This is a genomic window from Stenotrophomonas sp. FW305-3-2-15-E-LB1 (assembly GCF_058787375.1).
This window is the reverse complement of record NZ_JBYSZR010000009.1, coordinates 85,908-111,114: the sequence shown is the minus strand read 5'-3', so window position 1 is coordinate 111,114 and position 25,207 is coordinate 85,908. Positions and strand designations below refer to the sequence as shown.

The 25,207-nt window shown below is 64.4% G+C and carries 26 protein-coding genes; 17 read left to right on the top strand and 9 right to left on the bottom strand.

Translation table 11 applies throughout. The features are described from left to right. The first annotated feature begins 45 nt into the window (after positions 1 to 45). Positions 46 to 423, top strand: a complete 378-nt coding sequence (locus AC3WL7_RS09170; protein ID WP_492750069.1) for a hypothetical protein — start codon at positions 46 to 48, stop codon at positions 421 to 423. 34 nt (positions 424 to 457) lie between these two features. Here AC3WL7_RS09170 and AC3WL7_RS09165 read toward each other — a convergent pair whose 3' ends face one another. Beyond that, a complete protein-coding gene (locus AC3WL7_RS09165; RefSeq protein WP_200732898.1) occupies positions 458 to 1,489 on the bottom strand; it encodes a LacI family DNA-binding transcriptional regulator in 1,032 nt (343 codons plus the stop codon). Positions 1,490 to 1,864: 375 nt separating this feature from the next. Here AC3WL7_RS09165 and ssb point away from each other — a divergent pair, with 375 nt between their 5' ends. The 12 genes from ssb (at position 1,865) to AC3WL7_RS09105 (ending at position 14,813) form a co-directional block, all read left to right on the top strand. Next, complete coding sequence (gene ssb / locus AC3WL7_RS09160) at positions 1,865 to 2,464, top strand: single-stranded DNA-binding protein (protein WP_492750068.1); 600 nt, start codon at positions 1,865 to 1,867, stop codon at positions 2,462 to 2,464. A 1,050-nt stretch (positions 2,465 to 3,514) separates the two neighbouring features. Beyond that, positions 3,515 to 4,780, top strand: coding sequence for an HlyD family secretion protein (locus AC3WL7_RS09155; RefSeq protein WP_492750067.1), 1,266 nt, complete (start codon positions 3,515 to 3,517; stop codon positions 4,778 to 4,780). Further along, positions 4,773 to 6,872 carry a peptidase domain-containing ABC transporter gene (locus AC3WL7_RS09150; RefSeq protein ID WP_492750066.1) on the top strand — a complete coding sequence of 700 codons (2,100 nt, stop codon included), beginning with the start codon at positions 4,773 to 4,775 and terminating at the stop codon, positions 6,870 to 6,872. The genes AC3WL7_RS09155 and AC3WL7_RS09150 overlap by 8 nt, the downstream gene beginning before the upstream one ends. Before the next feature lie 108 nt (positions 6,873 to 6,980). Then, positions 6,981 to 7,187: a hypothetical protein gene (locus tag AC3WL7_RS09145; protein ID WP_492750065.1), complete on the top strand. Its 207-nt coding sequence runs from the start codon at positions 6,981 to 6,983 to the stop codon at positions 7,185 to 7,187. Positions 7,188 to 7,249: 62 nt separating this feature from the next. Then, positions 7,250 to 7,453 (top strand): hypothetical protein, encoded by a 204-nt coding sequence (locus AC3WL7_RS09140; protein ID WP_492750064.1) that lies wholly within the window; start codon positions 7,250 to 7,252, stop codon positions 7,451 to 7,453. 74 nt (positions 7,454 to 7,527) lie between these two features. Then, positions 7,528 to 8,556, top strand: a complete 1,029-nt coding sequence (locus tag AC3WL7_RS09135) for an ATP-grasp domain-containing protein (protein ID WP_492750063.1) — start codon at positions 7,528 to 7,530, stop codon at positions 8,554 to 8,556. After that, entirely contained in the window at positions 8,556 to 9,704 is a 1,149-nt protein-coding gene (locus AC3WL7_RS09130) for a DUF6624 domain-containing protein (RefSeq protein ID WP_492750062.1), read from the top strand. Before AC3WL7_RS09135 ends, AC3WL7_RS09130 begins: the two co-directional genes overlap by 1 nt. Before the next feature lie 65 nt (positions 9,705 to 9,769). Then, entirely contained in the window at positions 9,770 to 10,096 is a 327-nt protein-coding gene (locus AC3WL7_RS09125) for a hypothetical protein (RefSeq protein WP_492750061.1), read from the top strand. A gap of 783 nt (positions 10,097 to 10,879) precedes the next feature. Next, entirely contained in the window at positions 10,880 to 11,776 is an 897-nt protein-coding gene (locus AC3WL7_RS09120; protein ID WP_492750060.1) for a hydroxypyruvate isomerase family protein, read from the top strand. Positions 11,777 to 11,803: 27 nt separating this feature from the next. Next, the gene (locus tag AC3WL7_RS09115; protein ID WP_492750059.1) at positions 11,804 to 13,489 is read left to right on the top strand and encodes a GMC oxidoreductase; all 1,686 of its coding nucleotides are present in this window, start codon (positions 11,804 to 11,806) and stop codon (positions 13,487 to 13,489) included. Further along, the gene (locus tag AC3WL7_RS09110) at positions 13,489 to 14,064 is read left to right on the top strand and encodes a gluconate 2-dehydrogenase subunit 3 family protein (protein WP_492750058.1); all 576 of its coding nucleotides are present in this window, start codon (positions 13,489 to 13,491) and stop codon (positions 14,062 to 14,064) included. The genes AC3WL7_RS09115 and AC3WL7_RS09110 overlap by 1 nt, the downstream gene beginning before the upstream one ends. 14 nt (positions 14,065 to 14,078) lie before the next feature. Next, a complete protein-coding gene (locus tag AC3WL7_RS09105) occupies positions 14,079 to 14,813 on the top strand; it encodes a 3-keto-disaccharide hydrolase (RefSeq protein WP_492750057.1) in 735 nt (244 codons plus the stop codon). Between the two features lie 9 nt (positions 14,814 to 14,822). Here the strand turns inward: AC3WL7_RS09105 and AC3WL7_RS09100 are convergent, their stop codons facing one another. Genes AC3WL7_RS09100 through AC3WL7_RS09080 form a run of 5 tightly spaced genes read right to left on the bottom strand, consistent with a single transcriptional unit; the run spans position 14,823 to position 19,455 of the window. Further along, a complete protein-coding gene (locus AC3WL7_RS09100) occupies positions 14,823 to 15,119 on the bottom strand; it encodes a c-type cytochrome (protein ID WP_492750056.1) in 297 nt (98 codons plus the stop codon). An 18-nt stretch (positions 15,120 to 15,137) separates the two neighbouring features. Continuing rightward, complete coding sequence (locus tag AC3WL7_RS09095) at positions 15,138 to 16,001, bottom strand: sugar phosphate isomerase/epimerase family protein (RefSeq protein WP_492750055.1); 864 nt, start codon at positions 15,999 to 16,001, stop codon at positions 15,138 to 15,140. Positions 16,002 to 16,020: 19 nt separating this feature from the next. Next, the gene (locus tag AC3WL7_RS09090) at positions 16,021 to 17,145 is read right to left on the bottom strand and encodes a Gfo/Idh/MocA family protein (protein WP_492750054.1); all 1,125 of its coding nucleotides are present in this window, start codon (positions 17,143 to 17,145) and stop codon (positions 16,021 to 16,023) included. A 12-nt stretch (positions 17,146 to 17,157) separates the two neighbouring features. Continuing rightward, the gene (locus AC3WL7_RS09085) at positions 17,158 to 18,375 is read right to left on the bottom strand and encodes a nucleoside permease (RefSeq protein ID WP_492750053.1); all 1,218 of its coding nucleotides are present in this window, start codon (positions 18,373 to 18,375) and stop codon (positions 17,158 to 17,160) included. A 27-nt stretch (positions 18,376 to 18,402) separates the two neighbouring features. Then, on the bottom strand, positions 18,403 to 19,455 hold the full coding sequence (locus AC3WL7_RS09080) for a sugar phosphate isomerase/epimerase family protein (RefSeq protein WP_492750052.1): 1,053 nt from the start codon (positions 19,453 to 19,455) through the stop codon (positions 18,403 to 18,405). A gap of 95 nt (positions 19,456 to 19,550) precedes the next feature. Here AC3WL7_RS09080 and AC3WL7_RS09075 point away from each other — a divergent pair, with 95 nt between their 5' ends. Further along, positions 19,551 to 20,558 carry a LacI family DNA-binding transcriptional regulator gene (locus tag AC3WL7_RS09075; RefSeq protein WP_492750051.1) on the top strand — a complete coding sequence of 336 codons (1,008 nt, stop codon included), beginning with the start codon at positions 19,551 to 19,553 and terminating at the stop codon, positions 20,556 to 20,558. A 27-nt stretch (positions 20,559 to 20,585) separates the two neighbouring features. On the opposite strand, the gene AC3WL7_RS09070 is transcribed toward AC3WL7_RS09075, so the two are convergent. Then, positions 20,586 to 20,999 carry a hypothetical protein gene (locus AC3WL7_RS09070; protein ID WP_492750050.1) on the bottom strand — a complete coding sequence of 138 codons (414 nt, stop codon included), beginning with the start codon at positions 20,997 to 20,999 and terminating at the stop codon, positions 20,586 to 20,588. A 139-nt stretch (positions 21,000 to 21,138) separates the two neighbouring features. Here AC3WL7_RS09070 and AC3WL7_RS09065 point away from each other — a divergent pair, with 139 nt between their 5' ends. Continuing rightward, a complete protein-coding gene (locus tag AC3WL7_RS09065) occupies positions 21,139 to 22,164 on the top strand; it encodes an AI-2E family transporter (RefSeq protein ID WP_492750049.1) in 1,026 nt (341 codons plus the stop codon). Between the two features lie 138 nt (positions 22,165 to 22,302). Next, on the top strand, positions 22,303 to 22,734 hold the full coding sequence (locus tag AC3WL7_RS09060; RefSeq protein WP_492750048.1) for a pyridoxamine 5'-phosphate oxidase family protein: 432 nt from the start codon (positions 22,303 to 22,305) through the stop codon (positions 22,732 to 22,734). A 34-nt stretch (positions 22,735 to 22,768) separates the two neighbouring features. On the opposite strand, the gene AC3WL7_RS09055 is transcribed toward AC3WL7_RS09060, so the two are convergent. Further along, complete coding sequence (locus AC3WL7_RS09055) at positions 22,769 to 24,160, bottom strand: DUF2867 domain-containing protein (RefSeq protein WP_492750047.1); 1,392 nt, start codon at positions 24,158 to 24,160, stop codon at positions 22,769 to 22,771. A 14-nt stretch (positions 24,161 to 24,174) separates the two neighbouring features. Beyond that, positions 24,175 to 24,486: a metalloregulator ArsR/SmtB family transcription factor gene (locus AC3WL7_RS09050; RefSeq protein ID WP_079221004.1), complete on the bottom strand. Its 312-nt coding sequence runs from the start codon at positions 24,484 to 24,486 to the stop codon at positions 24,175 to 24,177. Between the two features lie 246 nt (positions 24,487 to 24,732). Between AC3WL7_RS09050 and AC3WL7_RS09045 the strand changes: the two genes are divergently transcribed. Then, positions 24,733 to 25,200 carry a DUF2975 domain-containing protein gene (locus tag AC3WL7_RS09045; protein ID WP_079225128.1) on the top strand — a complete coding sequence of 156 codons (468 nt, stop codon included), beginning with the start codon at positions 24,733 to 24,735 and terminating at the stop codon, positions 25,198 to 25,200. The last annotated feature ends 7 nt before the right edge of the window (positions 25,201 to 25,207 follow it).

Genomic DNA, 25,207 nt, shown 5'->3' with positions numbered 1-25,207 from the left:
CTGATCGGTCATCATCGAGCGCTATCCACGGAAGGTGAGCAGGGCATGGGCGGGTATCTGTTGCTGAAGGACGATTTCGAAGCGCGCATCCGCGTGCTGGCACCTGAAGAAGGCGGCCGTCGCCAACCCGCGTACAACGGCATCCGCTGGGACTTCGCCTATGCCGATGCGTCGGGCGAGCTCGAGCTGTTCATGATCTTCCCGGAGTTCCTTGGCGAGGACGGCCAACCGCTGGCCGATGACATCGCGCTGCCGGTCGGGCCCTGGCTGCGGGCGAGGATGCGGATCGTGAACCGGGAACTGCGGCAGACCCTGCACCGTGACCGGATCGCCGAGGGTGTCCGGTTCCACTGCCATGAGGGTCCGCACGTGTCCGCGGTAGGGGAAGTCACGCGGATTACCGGCCTGCACGAGACCCTGTAGAGCCGAGCCCATGCTTGGCTGCCGTTGCTCGGCCCTACATCCGCAGCGACGACTCGCGCACCACCAGCTTCACCGGAATGCTCAGGCTCTCCACCGGCTGCCGGCCGATCAGCGCCAGAAGCTTCTCCACCAGCAGCTGGCCGGCCTGTTTGGTGTCCTGCTGCACCGTGGTCAGCGCCGGCGACACCGAGGCCGCCAGCGGAATATCGTCGAAGCCGGTGACCGCCACGTCCTGCGGCACGCGCAGGCCGGCCTCGCGCAATGCGCGCATCGCACCGATGGCGATCAGGTCGCTGGCCGCGCAGATCGCATCGATGCGCTCGCCGCGCGCCAGCAGCGCCATGCACGCTTCCTGCCCGGAGGCCTCGGTGGTGATCGCATCGTGCTGCAGTGCCGGGTCGGCGGCCAGGCCGTGCGTGCGCAGCGCTTCGACATGGCCACGGTAGCGTTCCTCGAACTCCGGGTAATGGCTGGACGCATGGCCGAGGAAGGCGATGCGGCGGCAGCCCTGCTGCAGCAGGTGGGTGGTGATGTCATGCCCGCCCTGGAAGTTGTCGCTGCCGATCGACACGCCCGGCTGGCCGGGCAGGGCTGCACCCCAGCGCACGAAATGCGTGCCCTGTTCGACCAGCCGCTGCAGGCGGTCGCGTGACTGGTGGTAGTCGCCATAGCCGAGCAGGATGATGCCGTCGGCCTTGTTGCTGTCCTCGTAATCGGCCTGCCAGTCGGTGGAGAGCTGCTGGAAGGACACCAGCAGGTCCTGCCCATGCAGCGCGCAGGCTCGGGTGATCGAGCCCAGCATCGAGTGGAAGAACGGATTGATCAGCGAATCGTCGTTGGTCGGGTCTTCGAAGAACAGCAGCGCCAGCGTGCCGGCATTGCGCAGGCGCAGGCTGGAGGCGTTCTTGTCGACCTTGTAGTTCAGCTCGCGGGCGATGCGCAGGATGCGCTCGCGGGTCTCGGCATTGACCATGGGGCTGCCGCGCAGGGCACGCGACACCGTGGGCTGGGAGACCCCGGCCAGGTGGGCGATGTCCAGGGACGTGGCTTTGCCTTTGATGGTCATGGGCGGTGCAGGCGGGGGGATTCACGGATGATGCCACGGGTGGCTGCTGCTGGCCCTGCCGATGTCCCGCCGGGGAGACGGATCGGACAGCGCTTGGCTGTGACGCGTCCGGACCCGCACGGTGCGGACCGGTCCAGGTCATCCTCACTGCCGGCTGGATTGAAAGGCCTCCAGAGCCTGATGGGGCAAGGGCTCGGGGCGCATTCCGGCCGCCGCCGGGGGCTTCCCTGACCGGGCGCACGGCGGCGGCGATGATAAGATGGGACATTCTTGAATTCCCCCAAATGCATCGGGGGCGGCCCCGGGCCACTGCCTCCTGCCAGGAGGACGTGCTATCACTGGTGGTCTGCCCCTGTACAACGGACGAACACACCTATGGCGCGTGGCATCAACAAAGTCATCCTGGTCGGCAACCTCGGCAACGACCCGGACGTGAAGTACACCCAGGGCGGCATGGCGATCACCCGTATCAGCCTGGCCACCACCAGCGTCCGCAAGGACAAGGACGGCAACCAGCAGGAGCGCACCGAATGGCACCGCGTGGTGTTCTTCGGCAAGCTCGGCGAAATCGCCGGCGAATACCTGCGCAAGGGCAGCTCGGTCTACGTTGAAGGCAGCCTGCGCTACGACAAGTACACCGGCCAGGATGGCGTGGAGAAGTACTCCACCGACATCATCGCCGACGAAATGCAGATGCTGGGCGGCCGCGGTGAAGGCGGCGGCGGTGGTGGCGGTGGTGGCAACTTCGGCGGCGACCGTCCGCAGCGCCAGCAGGCCCCGCGCCAGGAGTACGGTGGCGGTGGCGGCCAGCGTGGCGGCCAGGGCGGTGGTTACGGCAACCAGGGTGGTGGCAACCAGGGTGGCGGCTACGGCAACCAGGGCGGCGGTTATGGCAACCAGGGTGGCAACCAGCGCCCGCAGCCGCAGCAGGCCCCGCCGATGGACGACTTCGCTGACGACGATATTCCGTTCTGATTTTTTTGATAGTTCAGTGATGCGAATAAATCCCGGCAAGTCATTGTACTTGCTGGGGTTTTCTGTTTGGGTGGAGATTTTTTTTCTTCTTGCTGGTCTGACGCCGATCTTCTAGCAGTAAAGGACGTAAACGATGGAGCCGGCATTTCGTGTCCGGATCGTCGTGTTCACTTCTTGCGAATGTAAGCAAGTCACCGTCAGAAAAGCGCTAGCCTGCCTTGGTACGCCATGAGTCTGCGCGAGCATGGCGTAAGTGGACCGAGCAAGCGGTCAAGTTCATGAGCAAGCCACGTAAGCTGATGTCCGCTTTTGGGGGGCATGATGCCATGCGGCCGGTAACGGATGCTCGAAACGCCAGAGTCAAGCGTTTTGACGGCGGAGCGCAGGCCTAGCAAGTCACTGGATTGGCAAATCCGTGGCGCTACGGCGCCGCTTGGTCTTCTCCGCAAGCCATATAGGCATGCGACCTCGGTCGGACCATCGTGTTGCGCTTGCTCATGGGATTACGATACTTCGCCACAATCTTGCTCGATCTACGCCGCCGAGGTTTCTTGTTGTCGGTGGTACTGGCGGGCAGCTCACGCCCCAGAGCTTCTTGGATGGCAAAGCCGGCCGCCGCCGCGATCGCGGTTAAATTTCTGCGCACGAAGTTGATGGCTCGCGCCGCGAGAGAAGCTTCAGTCGATTGCTTGCCGCAGCCAGCAACGAATTGAGTTCGCGTAGAATCGATCTGTCGAGGTCGACATTCATACATGGACAGTCGAGCGGTCGTTCGCTGCTTATCAAGTGCCAGCCCTGATCTCCACCAATCCACTCGATGAAATCGATGGAACTGGAACCTATCCGTGTGAGTCCGTAAAGGAGGAACTGGCGCGATGCGCAACGGCGGTGCAGTAATTCTGGGGGGGGGGCTAAGCCGCGCTGACGCGAGCTCATACCAGATTTCAATCATGGTATTGACGACGCAGTGGGTCGTTTGGTAAAAGCCTTTTCGACATCGCTTTAGTGCGATCTGCATGGAAGCAGCGACTCTTAGGGGAGGAGCGAGGCTTGGATCTATTTCGACAGGAAGTCATCAAGTACAGGCGGGGCGACTATCTAGGCGAGATGCGGCTTGAACCTCCACGCATGGGGTGGTTCTATTTCGCTTGCGCACTAGCCGCCTTGGCCGCTGTTGCGTTGATCATCGCGCTGGGGTCATTCACGCGGTCCACGTCGATTCAGGGGCGTCTGGTTCCGCAGCAGGGCGTTGCATCGATTAGCACGCCGGCATCCGGCGGCACGATTACCAGAATATTCGTGGACGAAGGGCAGAAAGTCCGCAAAGGCGATTCGCTGATCCACATCAGCGACAGCCAAAGTAGCGTTGCGTTAGGTGATACGGCCGAGATCGTATCTTTGGAACTGGGGAAAAAGGTCGGCGAGATCAACGTCCTCATTGGCGTGCGGGAGCAACGCGCGCGTTCGATGCAAATCGAAACGCAGGAAAAAATTGCGCTGCTGCGTTCACGCAGGGAACACCTTGCCCAGCAGGCCGCAACCCATGAGATGCGCTATGAGCTGGCCAACGACATCTACAAACGCTGGTCCGACCACGCATCATCGGTAGTCAGCGGCTACCAGGTCTCCCAACAGCATGACCAGGTGCTGCAGTTGCGTGCCCAACTTGAGGCATTTCGCGACCAGCGTTTGCAGCTCGATGCGGAGCTGGTGCAAGCCGAGGCGGCACTACGCATGATCCCGGCAGATCTACATAAGGATGTCGCCGAGCTGAAGCTTCAGCTTAGCGATGTCACACAGTTGATTGCCACCAGTGAGAAGTCGCGAGGCATTGTGCTGCGAGCGACGCAGAGTGGGACTGTATCAACCGTGCTAGTGAAGGAAGGGCAGTTCGCAGATCCGTCCAAGCTCCTACTCACCGTGGTGCCTGAGCAAGAGCGATTGCTAGCCGAAGTATGGGTGCCTGGCAACGTGATTGCGCAGCTCAAGCCGGGTGCGCCGGTGGACCTGCGCTATGACGCCTCAGCGGGCGGTGTCGGTGGATGGGTGACCGGGAAGGTGCACGAACTCGGGGCCATCGCGCTCTCACCGACGGAGTTGAGCAGGGTGCTGGGCAACGAGCAGAAGACCGCAGCCTATCGGGTGACGGTGGAGATCCCCGAGCAAGACATCGACGTAGGTTTTGGTCGCCTCGCCAAGCTCAAGCCCGGCATGTCTTTGACAGCACGCATTGCACTGAACAGCACTGATCTTTGGAGCCTGCTGTTCAAGTCACAGGGAAGAGGCATCAAATCGCAGGGGAATGGCAATGGCTGACGGCAGCGTCTTTCGCGTTCCATGGCACGCACGGCGTCAGGTCGACCTCGTCATGCAGACAGAATCTGCCGAATGCGGGCTTGCATGCATGGCGATGATCGCGGCGTACCATGGGAACAATGCAGGCATTGCTTCGCTTCGGCGTCGGTTCACCGGCTCCCTGAAGGGCATGGCGCTCAACCGATTGGTCGACATCGCCGATGAGTTGGGCTTCGACTGCCGGGCGCTTCGCGCCGAACTCGAGTATCTGCGCCAAGTGCGCTCGCCCGCCATCCTGCACTGGGACATGAACCACTTTGTGGTGCTGTCGGAAGTGAAGGGCAGCCGATTAGTCATCTACGACCCGGCCAAGGGGCGGCGAGTGATGTCCCTGGAGGAGGTAGGAAACCATTTCACTGGTATTCTGCTGGAACTTTCACCCACGACCTCCTTCAAGCAGGAGGAACGCCCGGAGCGGATCCGGCTTGGCCAGCTCACTGGCAAGCTGGTCGGGTTGAAGCGGTCGTTGTTTCAGGTGCTAGGTCTCGCATTGGCGATCGAGATCCTCGGGCTGCTGGTTCCGCTGCAGGCCCAGTGGACCGTCGACCAGTTCTCAAGCGGCGTGGACACTACGTTGCTGATCGTCGTCACTGCGACGTTTGCGCTGATCATCTGCATACAGGCTGGGCTCAACGTAGCGCGCGGCTGGTTGCTCTCCTGGGTCGGCGCAAACATGAACTCGCAGTGGCAGGTGAACATCTTCTCCCACCTGATGCGCCTGCCGATGGATTTCTTTGAAAGGCGGCACTTGGGTGATGTCCTATCGAAGATCGGGTCGGTCCGCGCTGTGCAAGCAACGCTGACGAGTAGCTTCGTGACGGCCGTGCTCGATGGGATTACCGGCATCCTGGCACTGTTGCTGCTGGCCATGTATCAGCTGAAGTTCGCAGTGCTCGTGCTCGCCTTCGTGAGCGTGTACGCCCTGATCAGGAAGCTGATGTTCAAGAAACTGCTGACCCTAAGCGAGGACGCCGTGGTGTTCCAAGCACGCCAGCAGACCGAGATGATCGAGTCGCTGCGCGGGATGCAGGCCATCAAGCTAGCAAACGCCCAGGCCGAACGAAAGGCCAAGATCGCCAATGCCGTGATCCGTGTGGCGAACAAGGAGCTGGTCTTGGAGCGGGTGAGAGTGGTGTTCACCGGCTTCAGCCAATGTTTGTTCGGACTTCAGCGTGTGCTGCTGCTGGGCTATGGCGCCTACATGATGGGAGCCGGCTCCATCTCCGCCGGCATGTTGGTTGCCGTGCTCGCCTACGCGGATCAGTTCTCCAGCCGCGCCGGGTCGCTGATCGATAAAGTCGTAGAGCTCGGTATGCTCAAGCTGCATCTAGGGCGAATAGCGGATATTGCAACCTCTGAGCCCACGCAGAGAATATCGCATTCTGGGATTGATGCAGACTGGGTCGCAACGATCGAGTTGAAGGGCTGTTCATATCGCTACTCTGATGGCGAGCCATGGGCGTTCCACAAGCTTGACCTCAGCATTTCCGAGGGTGAATCCATCGCGATCGTCGGGCCGAGCGGCTGCGGCAAGACAACCTTGGCCAAAGTGATTCTTGGACTGGTCACGCCGCAGGAAGGCGAGCTCTGGATCGGCCGGGTGAAACGCTCCAACGCGACTCCCGCCCCGCATGGGATGGTGGCTGCGGTCATGCAGGATGACTGCCTGTTCTCCGGATCCGTTGCGGACAACATCGGGTTCTTCGACACGCACGCAAGGCTCGAGGATATCTGCCAGGCCGCCGTAATGGCCGGTATTCACAGGGAAATCGTCATGATGCCGATGGGCTACGAGACGATGGTCGGTGACATGGGGTCGGCACTGTCTGGTGGCCAGAAGCAGCGCATCCTGCTGGCTCGCGCGCTCTACTTGAAACCAAAGATTTTGGTCTTGGACGAGGCTACCAGCCATCTGGATGCCGCCAACGAGAGCATCGCAAACGCCGCAGTAAAGGCGCTGAACATCACACGTGTAATCATCGCGCATCGCGCCGAAACGATTGCCTGCGCTGACCGGGTATTCGATCTATCAACAATGTCTTTCATTCGTTAGCACCGGTAGTGCTGCGTGGTTCCAGCATCACGTAGCAACTGAGGTGAGCGCTGGCCTCAGTTGTCACGTGGCGTTGATCGCCAACAACCGAAACCAAGGAGATAAGCAATGGAAGCTTCAAACGATGCCAATCCGATCATCAAGCAGCTGGCGCGCACCATTTCCAGGGAGGAGATGTTGAATGTTTCAGGCGGCGTTTCAACTATCGTCAAACGCGAGTACTCGGACTCTTCGATGGCTGATGGCGGGCTGGAAGAGAACACCTATGGTAAGGGCGGAAAGTACGAAGGTAAGGACACCGTCGAGCGGACCTGAGTCTCCGTAACGACCATCAATCAAACGTTCGCAATAGTCATCAATTGAACAAGGAGAATTCAATGACGGACAACAAGGTCACTCCGCTGATCAAGACCCTGGCCCGCGAGGTCACGAAGGATGAGATGCAGGCCGTCAGTGGCGCTGGTACGATCGTGCGGCTTCCGGCACAGGAGGCTTCCATGGATGGGGAAAGCAAGATCACCGAGGAAACCTATCGCGGCAATAAGCCCGAAGGTCTGGACACGGTGATCGTGAACGGCTGATGCATGCGCAAGAGGGGCGCGTTACGCGCTCCTCTTGCGTTGAAAATATCGAGAAAGACTAGGGAGCTGTCAGGATGAGAACAGTACTCATTGTTTCGCCGCCGGAAGACACGCACGCCATGCTGACGGCTTGGTCCCTAGAACAGAAGGGGCATACGGTGCGCTTCTGGGATACACGGGATGCGGTCCAGGGGCGTGGCTACTCGGTGAACATGAGCTGCGAATCACCTGCTCGGGTAAAAATCAAAGACACGGAAGTCGATGCTGCTTGGTTGCGCAGGGTGCACTGGCCGAGCCGTACGCAGATCGAGGTCGCAAAGGAGGACTCGAAGTATGTTTTCGAGGAGGGCCGGAAGTACTTCGACAACGTCATCGAACGGCTTTCGCGCTCACGCTGCCACTTCCTCAATCCGCGCGCTTCAACTATCCGTGGTGAGATGAAGGTGGAGCAGCTGAACGCCTGCTACGAGCTGGGTATAAAATTCCCTGAGACGCTGATCAGCTCGGACCCCGATGAGATCCGGGCGTTTGTCCACCACCACAGGACCGTGGCAGTCAAACCCATCGATGTGCATACCTGGAGCCTGCCCGATGGCGGTAGCTTGATGACCTATACGAACACGATTACGGCCGCCGACATCGATGGGATGTCCGATGAGTCGCTCATGGCATGCCCGGTGATCTATCAGCGCTGCATCCAGAAATCCTATGACGTGCGCGTGGTCGCGGTGGGCGACAAGGTGTTCGCCTGTCGGCTTGACACTCCCGCGGGAACGACGGACTTCCGCCCGTTCCAGGGGACGGATGAACTCACCTTTTCGAGGATGGAAGCACCAGCAGCGATGACTGAGGCAATGCTGTCGCTGACCAATCACTTTTCGCTGCAGCTGGCCAGCAGCGATTTTGTTGTCGATGAGACTGGCGAATTTTACTTTCTCGACCTCAATCCCGGCGGTGCATTCTTGTTCGTAGAGTTTCATACGCGCTATCCCATCACGGCGCATGTGGCCGCGCTGCTGGGTGGCGGTGATCCCGACGAGTATCAAGGGCTGCACGCTTACAACGAGTTCGCAGCAGCCGAAAATTCTATAGGAGCAGTATGATGAAAACTCGGGCCAAATTTCGCATGAGGGGAATGGGTTTGTTCCTCATCTTCATGGTTGTCCAGAGTCTCCAGGCAAGCGCAGCGACATTCGATATCGGCCTGGATGGAGGTTTGGCCCATCCTGCAAACGTCGTCGAGCGCTTCGATGCATTGCTGCGAAATTCCGATGGTCGCCAGCTCACCGGCGCCGAGCTCAATGAGTTCAAGGCTCTGCTGATCAAGCACGGATGGCCGACCTACCGCACATCGGGAGCGGAATCGATCGAGGTGTGCGGCGGCTTGTTGAAACGTTCTGGCCTCGATTTTGAGTTCCAGAAGTACATGCTGGCACTTCTGGATCAACAGGTGGGCGATGACCTTCGTCCCGCGGCGTATGCACGGATGGCCGACCAAGTCTATGCTGCTCATGAGGGCATCCAGATCTACGGCACGCTGCAACGTCTCGTCGATGGCAATGTAATTGCGGATCCGCCAGTGAAGTCGGAAGGCGCGATGCTGTTCTTCCGCGACTTCTATGGTCTGCCCACCTTGGAAGAGGAGCTCGCCGAGCCTGCTGGCGGCACACGTAGCTCATCACCGATTGATTACGACCGAAGCTTGTCACAGCCTTCGGCAGTTTATACCCGACCAGACATTCGTAGGCTCTTGGGCGAACTGATCTCTCCGGACCAGTCGCTGCGCAAAGCGATGAACAAGGCCCAGGCTGACGGCGATTCGGTCCGGGTCGAAGAGATCAAAGCGAAGATAGTAGAAGCTGACAGCGAGAATTTGCGTCAGGTCAAGAAAGTGTTTGAAGAGGTTGGCTTTCCCACCCGGGAGATGGTCGGGATCGATGGCGTCTCCACGGCGTTCTTGCTTGTGCAGCACGCCGATGAGGATCTCGAGTTCCAGAAGCGAGCACTGGCCTTAGCCGAACCGTTGATGAAGACGCGAGGGATGTCACGGCGACAGTATGCGATGCTCGCAGACCGAGTCGCCTTGGCGTCCGATCAGTCCCAGATCTACGGAACGCAGATGCGGCTGGAGAAGGGAAGGTATGTACTCCAACCGACCATCGACCTAGAGAATCTGGATCGGCGGCGCCGGCAGATGGCGCTCGGTCCGTACAAGACGATGTTGGAAAGCGCCAATTCCGATCACGACTGAACTGACAGAAGGAGGTTGGGATCAGACAACAGTTGCCAGAGAGCATATTGCTCATAGTGGCATCGGTGATCGCCGCGCCGGCGACAGGGACCAACCGCTATGAGGATGAACCGGTCGCGCGTGTTGTGATTGAATGCCACGCACGTTATGCGCAGACCAATGCAACGGTTCGGCCTGCCTTTAAAGCGTCCGACATCGCCGTCGGAGCGAAGGCGCACTGCATCGAGCAAAGTCGAGAGTTGGAGCGTCAGGTGCGCGAAGGGTCACCTCATGGCGGCAAGGCAGTTGGGGTTGTGCCTGCCGTGGCCGATCGCTACCTAAGCGAGCTTCATGATTTCGTTTATGCTTATACCGTGGATCAGCACGTGAAGGCGGTCGCCGCCGCTCAGTGATGCGCTTGCGTACCGCTGCGAATGCACTGGCACGCGCGTCGGCACTACGGTGGTTCAGCGAACAGGGTGCTTCGGCGGTGAGTGCCTCGATTTCCACGGTCGTTGCGCAGGCAGAAACGTCATGCAAGCCACGGGCATGGTGTGAGCGCGTTTCAGTCCGGGCGCCCTGGTTGGGGCTCGCCCTCGCCGATGTGGATAGAAACTATCCTTCGAATTACGCACTGCTGTAGGGCGCGCTTATGGAGGAGATACTTCCGTGGCGGCATTCAATACCTTTGCGTTGTCGACGTGGCGAAAGTCGCTTTCCGCACGGTAGCGACGCCTGCTTGCCAAATTGCAGGACGCGCTCGAGGCCTCCGAGGGGCACGTTGAGGAGGTGTTCGCTGCGTACTTGCTCGATCAGGGATTGGTTCAATCAAAGACACCGCGGCTTGAATGGCAGGTGGCGTTGCCTGAGCAGCAGGGCGATGCCGCGGCAGTCGGTCTCAGCTTGGCTGCAATCAGCGAGGTCGCTGGCGTCAACGCGCTTGCCAGCGGGGAGATGGTCGCGTTATGCCAGCGCAGTCACCTTCGGTGCGGCATTCGCGCGGTTGGTGGGCATGCCACCGGCACGGTTCGCGCGCATGCGTGGTTGATCACTTGCGGCCTCACTGTCGTTGTGCCCCGCAGCATCAATTTTCGTGCACCGCGTCTTGCAAAAAAAATAATTCCTCCCTTATGGTGCAATCGATTGCATCGCGGTGAATCATCAATGTTTGCACCGGTTGGGAGGCCGGGAAGTGGATGTCGATCCATTCCATCGAACCGGCACCGGTGCCGGGGCTCACGCGGCGCGAGGCGCTGCGCATGGCGCTCACCGGCAGCCTGGGCCTGGCGGCCGCAGGCATCCTGCCCACCATCGCCGCTGCCGCGCCCCTGAAGGGCAGGCTGAAGCATTCCGTCGCCCGCTGGACCTTCCCGCAGTTGTCGGTCGCCCAGCTCTGCCAGACCGTGAAGGGCCTCGGCTTTGCCGCCATCGACCTGGTCGGCCCCGAGGACTGGCCGACGCTGAAGGCCCATGGCGTAGACAGCTCGATGTGCAACGGCGCGGAACTGAGCCTGACCAAGGGCTTCGCCGGCAGCGAGTTCCACGATGAACTGGTAACCCGCTACACGCGGCACATCGATCGGGTCGCCGATGCCGGCTATCGAAACCTCATCTGCTTCTCCGGCAACCGCAATGGCATGGACCCGCAGCAGGGCATGGCCAATGCCGAAGCCGGGCTCAAGCGCATCCTCGGCCATGCCGAGAAGCGCGGCGTGGTACTGGTGATGGAGCTGCTGAACTCGCGCGTCGACCATCCCGACTATCTGTGCGACCACTCCGCGTGGGGCGTGGAGCTGTGCCAGCGGCTCGGCTCGGACAACTTCGGCCTGCTCTACGACATCTACCACATGCAGATCATGGAGGGCGACATCATCGCCACCATCGGTCGGCACCACGCGTGCTTCAAGCACTACCACACCGCAGGCGTGCCTGGCCGGCACGAGATCGGGGACCAGCAGGAACTGAACTATCCGGCCATCTGTCGCGCGATCCGCGACACCGGTTTTGATGGGTATCTGGCGCAGGAATTCATGCCTGCAGCGCCCGATCCCGTTGGCTCATTGCGCGAGGCGATCCGTCTCTGCGACGTCTGAAACGATATCCACCCAGGTGATAGACCCATGGCAGATAATCATTACGACGCCATCGTTGTTGGCTCGGGAATCAGTGGCGGTTGGGCGGCGAAGGAACTGACCGAAAAAGGTCTCAAGGTCCTGATGCTGGAACGCGGGCGCAACATCGAACACGTGAAGGACTACGTCAATGCGATGAAGGAACCGTGGGACTTCCCGCATCGCAACCGGCCGACCCAGGCGATGAAGGCGGCGTTCCCGGTGCTGATGCGCGACTACGCGCTGGCCGAGAATCTCGAGGGCATGTGGGCCGACGAACAGGACTCGCCCTATATCGAGACCAAGCGGTTCGACTGGTTCCGCGGCTATCACGTCGGTGGGCGTTCGCTGATGTGGGGCCGGCAGAGCTACCGCTTCTCCGACCTGGATTTCGAAGCCAACCTCAAGGACGGCATCGCCACCGACTGGCCGATCCGCTATGCCGACATCGCGCCGTGGTACGACCACGTGGAGAAATTCGCCGGCATCGCCGGCACGCGCGAAGGGCTGGACGTGCTGCCTGATGGCGAGTTCCTGCCGCCGATCCCGCTGAACATCGTCGAGAAGGACGTCGCTGCGCGGATCCAGAAGGCCTTTGGTGGCACGCGCCACATGATCCACTCGCGCACGGCCAACATCACCAAGCCGATGCCGGAGCAGGGCCGGGTCAACTGCCAGTACCGCAACAAGTGCATCCTCGGCTGCCCGTTCGGTGCGTATTTCTCGACCCAGGCAGCAACCCTGCCGGCGGCGATGAAGACCGGCAACCTGACGCTGCGGCCGTTCTCGATCGTCAAGGAAGTGCTCTACGACAAGGACCGCAAGCGCGCGCGCGGGGTGGAAGTCCTCGACGCCGAGACCGGCCAGACCTACGAGTACACGGCCAAGGTCATCTTCCTCAACGCGTCGTCGTTCAACTCGACCTGGCTGCTGATGAACTCGGCCACCGATGTATGGGAAGGCGGGCTGGGCTCGTCGTCCGGCGAGCTGGGGCACAACGTGATGGACCATCACTTCGGTGCGGGCGCGTCCGGCCGGGTGGAAGGCTACGACGACAAGTACTACTTCGGCCGTCGTCCCTGCGGTTTCTATATCCCGCGCTTCCGCAACGTGGCGGCGGACAAGCGCGGCTATCTGCGCGGGTTCGGCTACCAGGGCGGTGCCAGCCGCAACGGCTGGTCGCGCGAGATTGCCGAACTGAACATCGGCGCTGATCTGAAGGACGCGCTGAGCCTGCCCGGTGACTGGCGCATCGGCATGACCGGCTTCGGCGAAATGCTGCCCCACCACGACAACACCATCCGCCTGGACCACGAGCGCAAGGACAAGTGGGGGCTGCCGGTGCTGGCCATGGACGTTGCCATGCGCGAGAACGAGAAGGCGATGCGCAAGGACATGGCGGCCGACGCGGCGGAGATGCTGGAAGCCGCCGGCGTCAAGGACGTGGAGATGCATGACAACGACTATGCGCCGGGCAAGGGCATCCACGAAATGGGCACCGCGCGCATGGGGCGTGACCGCCGGACCTCGGTGCTGAACCAGCACAACCAGGTCTGGGACGCGCCCAACGTCTATGTCACCGACGGTGCGTGCATGACCTCCAGTGCCTGCGTGAATCCGTCGCTGACCTACATGGCGCTGACTGCGCGGGCCGCCGACCATGCCGTGCGCGAACTGAAAGCGGGGAATCTCTGATGGACCGCCGTGAACTGCTGAAGATGATCTTCGCTGCCACCGGCGCGGCGATGGTCGGCCTGCCGGCGCTGGCCAGCGGCAAGATCCCCGCCGCGGCGGCGAGCGCCGGCTTTTCCGAGGCCGAGATCGCCACGCTTGATGAAATCGCGGAGACCGTCCTGCCGCGCACCCGTACCCCCGGCGCGAAGGACGCGGCCACCGGTGCCTTCATGGCGCGGTTCGTGACCGACTGCTACACCGCCCGGCAGCAGGCGACGTTCCGTGCCGGCCTGGCCGACATCGACAAGCGCGCCGGCGGAAGCTTCGTGGACCTTGCGCCCGAGGCGCGCACCACGCTGCTGCGCACGCTGGATGCCGAGGCCCGCAAGCGTGCGGTGGAGGTGAGCGAGACCGGCACCGGGGAAACCGCGAAGGCGATGCCGCATCCGTTCACCATGATCAAGCAGTTGGCCATCTTCGGCTTCTTCACCTCGAAACAGGGCGCGACCGAAGTGCTGAAGTACGTCGCCGTGCCCGGACGCTACGATGGCGACATGGCCTATGCGCCAGGTACGCCGGCCTGGGCCACCAGCTGATGGAGTACGACAGGATGATCAGACCTTTCTTGATGGCCGCGGGCGTGCTGGCGGCAGTGCCGGCGTTCGCGCAGGCCAGTGCGGAACGTGATCCGGCAAAGACCGAGGTATGGGCGCCGGTGGCGGAAGTCGCCACGCCGGCCGGCGCGGCACCGTCCGATGCCATCGTGCTGTTCGATGGCAAGGACGTATCCGCGTGGGAGGCCGAGACGGGCGGGCGCGTGCCGTGGACGGTGGCCGACGGGGCGATGACGGTGGTGCCCGGCAGCAAGGGCATCCGCACCCGGCAGCGTTTCTGCGACATGCAGCTGCATGTCGAGTGGCGCACGCCCACCGATACGAAGGGCTTCGACGGCCAGAACCGCGGCAACAGTGGCATCTTCCTGCAGGAGCTCTACGAACTGCAGGTACTCGACAGCCACGGCAACCCGACCTACGCCAATGGCCAGGCCGGTTCGATCTACAAGCAGGCCATGCCGCTGGTGAATGCCTCGCGCGCGCCCGGCCAATGGCAGGCCTACGACATCATCTGGAAGGCGCCGCGTTTCTCGGCCGGCGGAGGGCTCACCTCGCCGGCGCGCATCACCGTGCTGCACAACGGTGTGCTGGTGCAGGACGACACGGTGCTGGCGGGCCGGACCGAGTACATCGGCGCACCGTCGTACTCGCCGCATGGCTGCGCGCCGCTGTATCTGCAGGAGCACGCATCCAAGGTCAGCTACCGGAACATCTGGGTGCGCGAGCTGTAAGGCTCGCGTCTACTTCGCCAGGAAACTGGCGAGGTCATCGATCTCCTGCTGGGACAGCTGGGAGAAGGGCGGCATCAACCCGCCGCCCTTGCTGATCTTTTCCTTGATCTGCGCAGGCTGCAGACGCTTGCTGATGTCGGTGAGCGCAGGGAACGCGCCTGGCATGCCCGCACGGTCCGCGCCGTGGCAGGCCACGCAGTTCGTCGTGTACAGCTTGGCGCCGGCAGCAGGATCTTCCTTGCACCACGCCGGCAGCGCATGCGTCGCCGCGCAGAGGGTCAGGGCCAGGGTCAGGACGGTTTTCAAGCAAGGCTCCTTTGCGGGCTAGCGCGATGCGCGGGCGGGCAGGCTGACGGTGAGGTGTTTGCGCAGGTAGTCGGCGCCGGTCTGGATCACCTTGGCCGGATCGCGCGGCTGGTCGTGCTCGACGATGTACCACTTCACGCCTGCACTGGCGGCAGCCGGCAGGATCGCGTTCCAGTCGAGCACGCCCTGGCCGACGGCGGCGAATCCGCCTTCGTCCTCGGCCTCGCCCTTGGGCGCGTTGTCCTTGGCATGCACCGCGAACAGGCGGCCGCGGAACTTGCCCAGCATCACCACCGGGTCGTGCCCGGAGCGGGCCACCCAGGCCAGGTCCAGCTCGGTCTGCAGGTCGGGGCCGGCGGCTTCGAACAGCAGCTCCAGTGCGGTGCGGCCATCGAAATCGACCAGCTCGAAGTCATGGTTGTGGTAGGCCAGGCGCATGCCCTTGGCGCGCACCCGCTCGGAGATGCGGCCCAGTTCCTTGCCCAGCGCGGCCCAGCCGGCGGCATCGGTCGGCCGGTCCTTGCTGTCCAGGTAGGGCACCACCAGCGTGGTGTTGCCGATGGCGCGGTTGAAGGCCACCACCTTGTCGAGGTCATTGCGCAGGTCGGCCAATGCCGTGTGCGAGGAAACCGCCTTGATTCCGTATTTGTCGAGCAGCTGCTTGAGTTCGGCCGCACTGACGTTCTGCGTGCCGACGGTTTCCACCGCGTGCACACCCGCGTCGTGGACGATCTTCAGCTGCTGGTCGAGCGTGCCGGCGTTGCGCAGCGTGTACATCTGCACCGCGATCGGCTTTTCTGCACCGCCGGTTTCCGCAGCGAAGGCGGGCAGGGCGGCGAGCAGCAGTGCAAGGGTGGCGATCCTGCGTGTTGGAGCCTTCATCCGTACATCCTCCGGGGATTCATTCGATGGTGGTCCAGGCGCGCGACCTGGCCGATGCGATGACGCGGTCGACGATCCGCGCCGAACGCACGCCGTCCTCGAAGGTAGGCAGGCCCTGCGGCCGCTCGCCGTCGATGGCGTGATAGGTGTCGGCGACGAAGGCCTCGAAGCATTGCGCGTAACCCTGCGCATGCCCGGGGGGCAGGGCCGACAGCCGGCGCTGTTCGGCACTGCCGGCGCCCGGCCCGCGAACGAACGTCTCCTCGCGCTGGTCGGGCCGGCCGATCCACAGCCGCTCGGGGTATTCCTGGTTGAAGGCGACGCTGGCCTTGGCACCGTCGATCTCGAACCAGAGCCGGTTGTGGCGCCCTGCCGAGACCTGGCTGACCGTCAACGACGCCAGCGTCCCTGCGCCGGTGCGGAACATCGCCGTGGCCACGTCCTCACTGGAAACCGCCTGCGTCGCGCCGCCTGCCGCGGGTGTGCTGAAACTCTGCGCGCCTTCGGCGCTGCGCTCGGCGATCACCGTGGCGAAGGCGGCGCTGACCTCGGCGAAGCGCTCGCCGCTGACCCATTCCACCAGGTCGCACCAGTGCGAACCGATGTCGGCGAACACACGCGAGGTGCCGCCCAGCACCGGATCAACGCGCCAGTTGTTGCTGGCCGGATCCAGCAACCAATCCTGCAGGTAGCTGCCGTGGATGAGGTGCAGGGGGCCGATGTCGCCTGCGGCGATGCGCGCACGTGCTTCGCGCACCACCGGGTGGTAGCGGTAGACGAAGGGCACCGTGGCGACCAGACCGCTGGACGCGGCCAGCGTGGCCAGGTCCTGCGCGTCGCCCAGCGTGGTGGCCAGCGGCTTTTCGCAGATCACGTGCTTGCCGGCGGCCAGTGCGGCCTGCGCCATGGGCCGGTGCAGGTGGTTGGGCGTGCACACATGCACGACCTGTACGTGCGGGTCGGCGACCACGTCTTCGATATCGCGGTAGGCGCGCGGAACATTCCATGCCTGCGCCACCTCCTGCGCGCGCTGCGGCGTGGACGCGGCCACGCCGCGCACCTCGGCACCGGCCAGCAGGGCGGCGCGGCGATGTACCGCACCGATCATGCCGGTACCGACGATGGCGATTCCAAGCTTGGGCATCGATTGCGGTCCTCAGTGCGTGGTGGACGCGGCCGCAACGGCGGGGCGGTCGCGGAACAGCAGCAGGAAGGCAATCAGCACGACCAGTGCGACGCCGGCGGGGAACAGCCAGATCTGCTGCCAGTCGGGCCCAGCGGCCGTGGTGTAGTGCTCCACCACCGCGCCGGACAGGAAGGTGCCGATCAGCATGCCGACGCCGTAGGTGGCGAGGGTGATGAAGCCCTGTGCGCTGCTGCGCGCGTCCGGGCCGGCATGTGCATCGGTGTAGATCTGCCCGGTGACGAAGAAGAAGTCGTAGCAGATGCCGTGCAGCACGATGCCGATGACCAGCAGCGAGAAGCCGCCGCCGGCATCGCCGAAGGCGAACAGGGCATAGCGCACCACCCACGCGGCCATGCCCACCGCCAGCATGGTCTTCACCCCCAGCCGCACGAACAGGAACGGCATCGCCAGCATCAGCAGCACTTCGGAGACCTGCCCCAGCGACTGCAGGCCGGCGGCACCGCGCACGCCCAGGTCGTTGAGATACGGGTTGGTGAAGTTGTAGTAGAACGACAGCGGGATGCAGATGGCGATGGAGGCCAGGAAGAACACCAGGTAGGCGCGCGACTTCAGCAGGCGCAGCGAATCCAGGCCGAGGATCTGACCGAGCCCGGCGTCGCGCTGCTTGGCCAGCGGCGGCGTATGCGGCAGCGTGAAGGCGTACAGGCCCAGCAGCAGCGAGGCCACCGCGGCCATCCGGAAGGTCAGTTCCAGCCGGTGTGCCTGTTCCCAGCCCAGCCAGCCGATCAGCACGCCGGCGATGATCCAGCCGATGCTGCCGGCCACGCGTACCAGCGGGAACTGCTTCTCGGGCGACTGCATGTGGCGCATTGCCACGCTGTTGGCCAGTGCCAGGGTCGGCATGAACAGCAGCATGTAGCCCATCACGCAGGCGGAGAACACGCTGAAGCTGGTGGCCGTGGAAGCCAGCCACATCAGTACCGCGCCGGCCAGGTGCAGCACGGCCAGGATGCGCTGCGCCGCGAAGTAGCGATCGGCGATCAGGCCGACCAGGAAGGGGGCGACGATCGCACCGATGGACTGGCTGAGGAAGGCCGTGGCCACCTGGCTTGCGCTGGCCTGCAGCGGGCCCTGCACCAGGTAGGTGCCAAGGGTCACGAACCACGCGCCCCAGATGAAGAACTGCAGAAACATCATCGCGCCCAAGCGCGACATGGCGTGCGTCATGGCTTGCCCTCCCGGGGCGTTGTCAGCTCAGATTCCCAGCATGCGGTGCAGTGATGCGGCATCCGTTCCGCTGTCGGCAAAGTCGTCGAAGGCGCGCTCGGTCACGCGGATGATGTGGTCGCGGATGAAGGCGGCGCCCTCCCGTGCGCCGTCCTCGGGGTGCTTCAGGCAGCACTCCCATTCCAGTACCGCCCAGCCGGGGAAGTCGTACTGGGCGAACTTCGAGAAGATCGCCTTGAAGTCGACCTGGCCGTCGCCGAGGGAACGGAAGCGGCCCGGGCGATCGATCCAGTCCTGGTAGCCGCCATACACGCCGCTGCGGGCACTGGCGTGGTACTCGGCATCCTTGACGTGGAAGATGCCGATGCGCGGATGGTAGCGGTCGATGAAGCCCAGGTAGTCCATCTGCTGCAGCAGCAGGTGGCTGGGGTCGTACAGGATCTTCGCGCGGGGATGCTGGTCGACCACGTCGAGGAAGCGCTCGAAGGTCGCGCCATCGTGCAGGTCTTCGCCGGGGTGGATCTCGAAGCACAGGTCCACGCCGCACGCGTCGAACGCATCCAGGATCGGGCGCCAGCGGCGGCCCAGTTCGGCGAATGCTTCGTCCACCAGGCCGGGTGGACGCTGCGGCCAGGGATAGAAGTAAGGCCACGCCAGCGCGCCGGAGAAGGTGGCATGCGCGGTCAGGCCCAGGCGCTGGCTGGCCTTTGCCGCCAGCATCAGCTGATCCACGGCCCAGGCCTGGCGGGCAGCAGGATCGCCGCGCTTGTCTGCCGGGGCGAAACCGTCAAACAGGCTGTCATAGGCGGGGTGCACCGCGACCAGCTGACCCTGCAGGTGCGTCGACAGTTCGGTGATCTGCGCGCCGTGCCCGGCCAGCATCCCGGCAACGTCGTCACAGTAGGTCTGGCTGCGCGCCGCCTCGGCCAGGTCGAACAGGTGGGGCGCGGTGGTGGGCACTTGTACGCCAGAATAGCCCAGGCCCGCGGCCCATCCGGCCAGCGTGTCGAGCCGATCAAAAGGAGCTTTGTCGCCGATGAACTGCGCCAGGAACAGCGCCGGACCCTTGAGCGTCTTCAAGGTGATTCGCCCTAGATGCAATCGATTGCATTACCCTAGCATGGGCCTCCCGCAGACCCGTTGTGCAGTGCACAGCGGCAACCAGAGCTGACACCATGGCAACCATCTACGACATCGCAAAGCACGTGGGCGTCTCCGCCGGCACGGTGTCGCGGGCCTTGTCGCGGCCGGAAAAAGTACTGCCCGCCACGCGTGCGCGCATCGAACAAGCGGCCGCCGCGCTGGGCTACGTGCCCAACACGGTGGCCCGAACGCTCAAGACCCAGCGCAGCGGCAAGATCCTGGTCACTGTGCCGGACATCGCCAATCCCTTCTTCGCGCAGATCCTGCAGGGCGCCGAAGATGCGGCGCAGGCCGCGGGCTACGCCGTGCTGCTGGGCGATACCCAGCACCAGCCTGATCGCGAGGAGCGCTACGCGCAGATGCTCCGGCGCAACGAGGCCGATGGCCTGATCGTGCTCGGCCATCGCCTGCCGCCGACCGCGCGCGAGATCGTGCAGGCGCTGGGCGCCACCGCGCCGGTGGTCAATGGCTGCGAGTTCGATCCCGCGCTGGGCATTCCCAGCGTGCACATCGACAACGCCGCCGCTGCCCGCGCGGTGATGGAACACCTGTATGCACTGGGGCACGAACGCATCGCCGTGGTTGGCGGGCCGCCTGACAATCCGCTGCACCAGCAGCGGCTGGAAGGCGTGCGCAGTGCCGGCAAGGCGCGCGGCCGGCTGCGCAGCCTGAGCGTGGTACCCGGCGATTTCTCGCTGGAGTCCGGCCATGCCGCTGCGAAGGCGCTGCTGTCAGGCGCGCAGCCGCCGACCGCGGTGTTCTGTTTCAGCGACCAGATGGCGCTGGGCGCGCTGGCGGCCTGCCGCGACCTGGGCATCCGCGTGCCCGACCAGCTGTCCATCGTCGGCTTCGATGATCTGGCCTCGTCCAGCTTCCTGACGCCGCCGCTCACCACCGTCCGCCAGCCGATGCGGGAGATCGGTGCGCGTGCGGTCAGCCTGCTGCTGGCGATCATCGAGCGCGTCGATGTGCCGCTGCAGCAGACGCTGGACTTCAGCCTGATGCTGCGTGGCTCGACGGCCGCGCCCGCAGCGGGGTAAGCGGCGGACGCCACCGCGCGCGTGGCGTCATTGCAGATGCGCCTTGGCGCAGGCCAGCACGTGGTTGTAGTCGCTGGACATGCACTGGTAGAAATCGCGCTTGGCGTCAGTCGCGCCTTCGCAGTCGGCATCGGTGATCTGCGGCAGCAGGCCGCGCATCGGCGTGGCCATGGCCTCGAACGTCGCGGCATCCAGGTAGCCGCCGGCCACGTTCTTCGCACCCACTTCCAGCAAGGTTTCCAGCCCGTAGCGCGCGTTCTCCACGGCCTTGGGGCAGGACAGCTCGACATCGGTGCGCTGCACCTTCAGCAGCGAGGCGGCGATGGCTTCGGCATCGGCCTTGACCTGCGGCGGCAGCGGCGTGGTGTCGTCGCTGCTCATGGCCAGTGTCGGCAGCGGCAACAGCATCAGCGCCAGGGCGGCGGACAAGAAGCGGGGCATCGGGCATCCATGCGGCGGGTGGGGCGCCAGTGTGCGCTGGCGTGGGCGCGGCCGCCAGAGGGCTGAACGGAACACCGGCACTGCCCCGGAACCGCCATGGCAATCCACTACCATGGGCCACCCCAGTGGATGCCCTGCCATGACCGGCGTGACCCTCGCCCTGCCCAAGCCGCCTGCCGCGCGCATCGCCGCCTGGCTGCTGATGCTGCTGGGCATGTGGCTGGCCCTGAAGCTGGGCCTGGTGGTCACGCTGCTGTCGGGCCTGCTGGTGTTCCAGCTGACCCACGTGCTGGCCAACAGCGTGGAAGGCAAGCTGCCGCCGGGCCGCGCACGCGCGGTGGCGGTCATCGTGCTGTCGGCGGTCATCATCGGCGCGCTGGTGCTGGCCGGTATCGGCGTGGCCTCGTTCTTCCGCAACGAGACCGGTGGCCCCGACATGCTGCTGGCGCGCCTGATGGACATCCTCAACACCTCGCGGCACCAGGTGCCTGCGCTGCTGCAGCCTTACATTCCCGAAGACCTGACGCGGCTGCGCGAGGCGCTGAACGAATGGGCGGCCGAGCACCAGCGGCAACTGGGCGTGGCAGGTACTTCGGTGGTGCAGGTGGGCGTGCGCATCCTCATCGGCATGGTGCTGGGCGCGATGATCGCCCTCTACGACGAGCTGCCGCTGCCGAAGATGGGCCCGCTGGCGCAGGAGCTGGTTGGCCGCACCACGCGCCTGGCCGTGGCCTTCCGCCAGGTGGTGTTTGCCCAGGTGAAGATCTCGCTGCTCAACACGGTGTTCACCGCGGTCTTCCTGCTGGGCGTGCTGCCGCTGTTCGGCGTGCATCTGCCGCTGTCGAAGACGCTGGTGCTGATCACCTTCCTGGCGGGCCTGCTGCCGGTGGTGGGCAACATCATCTCCAACACCATCATCACCATCGTCGCGCTGTCGGTGTCGTTCTACGTGGCAGTGGCAGCGCTGCTGTACCTGATCGTGATCCACAAGCTCGAGTACTTCCTCAACGCGCGCATCGTCGGCGGCGAGATCCAGGCGCGCGCGTGGGAGCTGCTGCTGGCCATGCTGGTGATGGAAGCGGCGTTCGGCCTGGCCGGGCTGGTGGCGGCCCCGGTGTTCTACGCGTACCTGAAGCGTGAGCTGGTCGACCAGGGCTGGATCTGATTCCGGCCAGGCGTCCCTGATCCGGTAGCGCCGGGCCATGCCCGGCGAATGCGCGTGAAGGCGGCGCCAGCGCCACTGCACGCGCCGGTCACCGCGCGCGGGGGAGGCTGGGCTTCCCTTTCCGCCCGGACCCTGCGCATGACCACGCTCACCCTGCCCGAACTGGCGAAAAAGATGGCCGGCATCGATTTCGCGATGCTGCAGACCCATGCGGGCGGCGAGATCGACGGCCGTCCGATGAGCAACAACGGCGACGTCGACTACGATGGTGACAGTTGGTTCTTCGCCCTGCAGAGCACCGACATGGTGCAGCAGATCGAAGTCGATCCGCGGGTCGCGCTGGGCTTCACCGGCAGCAAGTCGCTGCTGGGCAAGCCACCGCTGTTCGTCCATGTCAAAGGCAGGGCCACGATCATCCGCGAACGCGGCGTGTTGGCCCAGCACTGGGTCAAGGACCTGGAACGCTGGTTCGAGCAGGGCGTGGATACGCCGGGGCTGGTGCTGATCCATGTGCACGCGCAGCGCATCCATTACTGGGATGGCGAGGACCAGGGCGAGCTGATCGTCTGATCATCCGCGGTAGCGCCGGGCCATGCCCGGCGGCTCAACCCGCTGCCGCCACGCCCTCATCCACCCAGTCGGCCAGCTCCGGCGCCAGCGCATGTTCCACCGCACGCCGCAGCAGCGCCGGGGCGATGTAGTGGCGGTGCACGGCATCGATCAGTGCCATGTACAGGCGGCCGAACCGGTTGTGGGTCTGGACGCGCGAAGCCAGGCTGATCCGCACACGGCCGTCGTCCTCGAACTGCACGCGCACGCTGCTGCGGAAGCGCAGGTGGCGGTCATCGGCGCCCAGCAGTACTTCGGCACTGCGGTCGGCGCCATCCACGCGTGCGTCCAGCACCGGAAAGCGCCCGGCGAACAGGCGGCTGCGATCCGCCGACAACAGCGACGATACCGGGCAGCCCAATGGCGAGGTGCGCAGGCGCAACGGTGCCACCAGGCGGTTGCGCAGGGCCATCAACCGGCCCACGCCGCCCGGCGGATTGCGCAGGAAGCCTTCCAGCACATCCGCCAGCAGGGCAGACGCCGAGCGCTGCGTGCAGTGCCCGCTGCGCAGTGTCAGCACGGTGAGGTCGTGGTAGTGGCTGCGTGGCAGCGCACCGGCCAGCAGGCCCTGTGCGTCGGGCCGCCCGCTGTGTACCGGGTAGCGCGGTGTGCTGCGTTCGACGAACCCGCGCAGCGGCCGCAGCTTGATCCGCCGCAGCGGGCCGAGCATCGAGCGGGTCTGCGCACACAGGCGCGCACACAGGCTGGGCGGCGCGGCCTGCAATGACAGCTGCAGCAGCGGCGCAGTGGCCAGCGTGGCCGCGCTCGGCCAGTGCTGCTGCGCCAGCACCTCGGTCAGGCTGGGGATGTCGGCGCTGTTGGCCTGCACCCGCGCGCGGGTGGCCTCGCTCATCGCCCCGGCCAGTTCATTGCTGTGGCACGACAACGCGAACAGGGCAGGGTGGGCGGGATGGTTCGAGGCGAACTGGTGCCAGGTGCCGCCGCCGAAGCGCACGGTGAACAGGCAGTCCGGCGGAATGCGGATACGGCGCAGGCTGCGCAGGAACGCGGACGGATCCCCCGCAAGCTGCGCATCGGCGGCGGTGGCAAAACGCAGCTCGGCGCCGGCACTGCCGGCGATGGCGGTGAACATGCGCGGGCCGGCATGGCGATGGAACGGGTGGCCGCCGCCTTCCACCACGAAGCTGTACAACGAGGAGGCATCGCCGTGCTGCAGGTGCATGCCGCCCAGGCGCGCGGAGGGTTCATCCAGCGCATCGATGAAGGCAGGATGGTGGCGCTGCCGCTCGCCCGCATCGTTCACCAGCGCATCGCCGGCACCGATGCCGAGCTGTGCGATGAGGGTGACTTCGATGGGGCCGGCGCCGTCCTGCGCGGGCAGCTGGACACCTGGAAACGAACGGCTGTTGCGGGTCGAACCAGGCATCGTCGTGTTCCTTGTCAGCGGGCAGGGGACTTGCGGCGGGCGCGGGCTTCGCGCTTGAGCGGGCCACCCACCGGACATACTTCGGCGGCCCAGGAAAACAGCGTGTTGGCCAAGCGCTCGGGCACCTGGCGGAAATACACGAACTGGCCGCGCTTCTCGCGTTCGATCAGGCCGGCCTCTTCCAGGATGCGCAGGTGGCTGGACAGCGCCGGCTTGCTGAAGTCGAAGCGCTCGGCCAGCTCGCCCGCGCTCAGTTCACCGGCGCTGAGGTAGGCCAGGATCTGCCGGCGGGCGCCGGAGGCGAGGGCTTCGAAGATGCGGTCCATGGGTCGTTAATTAACTAATTCGTTAACTGATGATCCTGCGCGGCCGGGCGCGTGTCAAGCCGCTGCCACCCGGTGGGGGCGATTCATCCATTCGCTCTGGATGTGGTATATCGTTTATCGATAAATCCATCCCGGGCGGCGAGGCCGCCCCATGCCGGAGGCTGCTTGACCGCTCGTCCCGCCCGCGCCGAACCTGCGCGCGGCTTGTTCACCCTGGCCCAGACCGCCGTGCAGGCCGTGCGGGCGATGTGCTGGCTGGGCATCCTGGCCGCGCTGCTGGCCATTCCCCTGGTTGCCTACGACCGGCGCTGGCTGCTGGCCAGCGTGCATGACGCGCACGCCGCCGCCGTGCACGGCAGCGACCTGTTCCTGCACTTCTGCATCGGCCTGGGCACCATCGTCGCCCTGCTGGTGCTGTGCCTGGTATTCCTGCGGCACCTGGCGCGCCTGCTGCGCTCGGCCGCCGGCGCGCGCCCGTTCACCCATGCCAACGCGCAGCGCCTGCAGCGCATGGCGTGGCTGATGCTGGCGATGGAAGTGCTGTCGATCATCATCGGCGTGTACGCCTCCTGGATGGGGCCGGACTTCGCGTGGATGGAGGTGGGCGGTGGCATGTCCATCACCGGCCTGATCGCGGTGCTCATGCTGTTCGTGCTGGCGCGTGTGTTCGCCGTCGGTGCGGCCATGCGTGATGACCTGGATGGTCTGATCTGATGGGCAT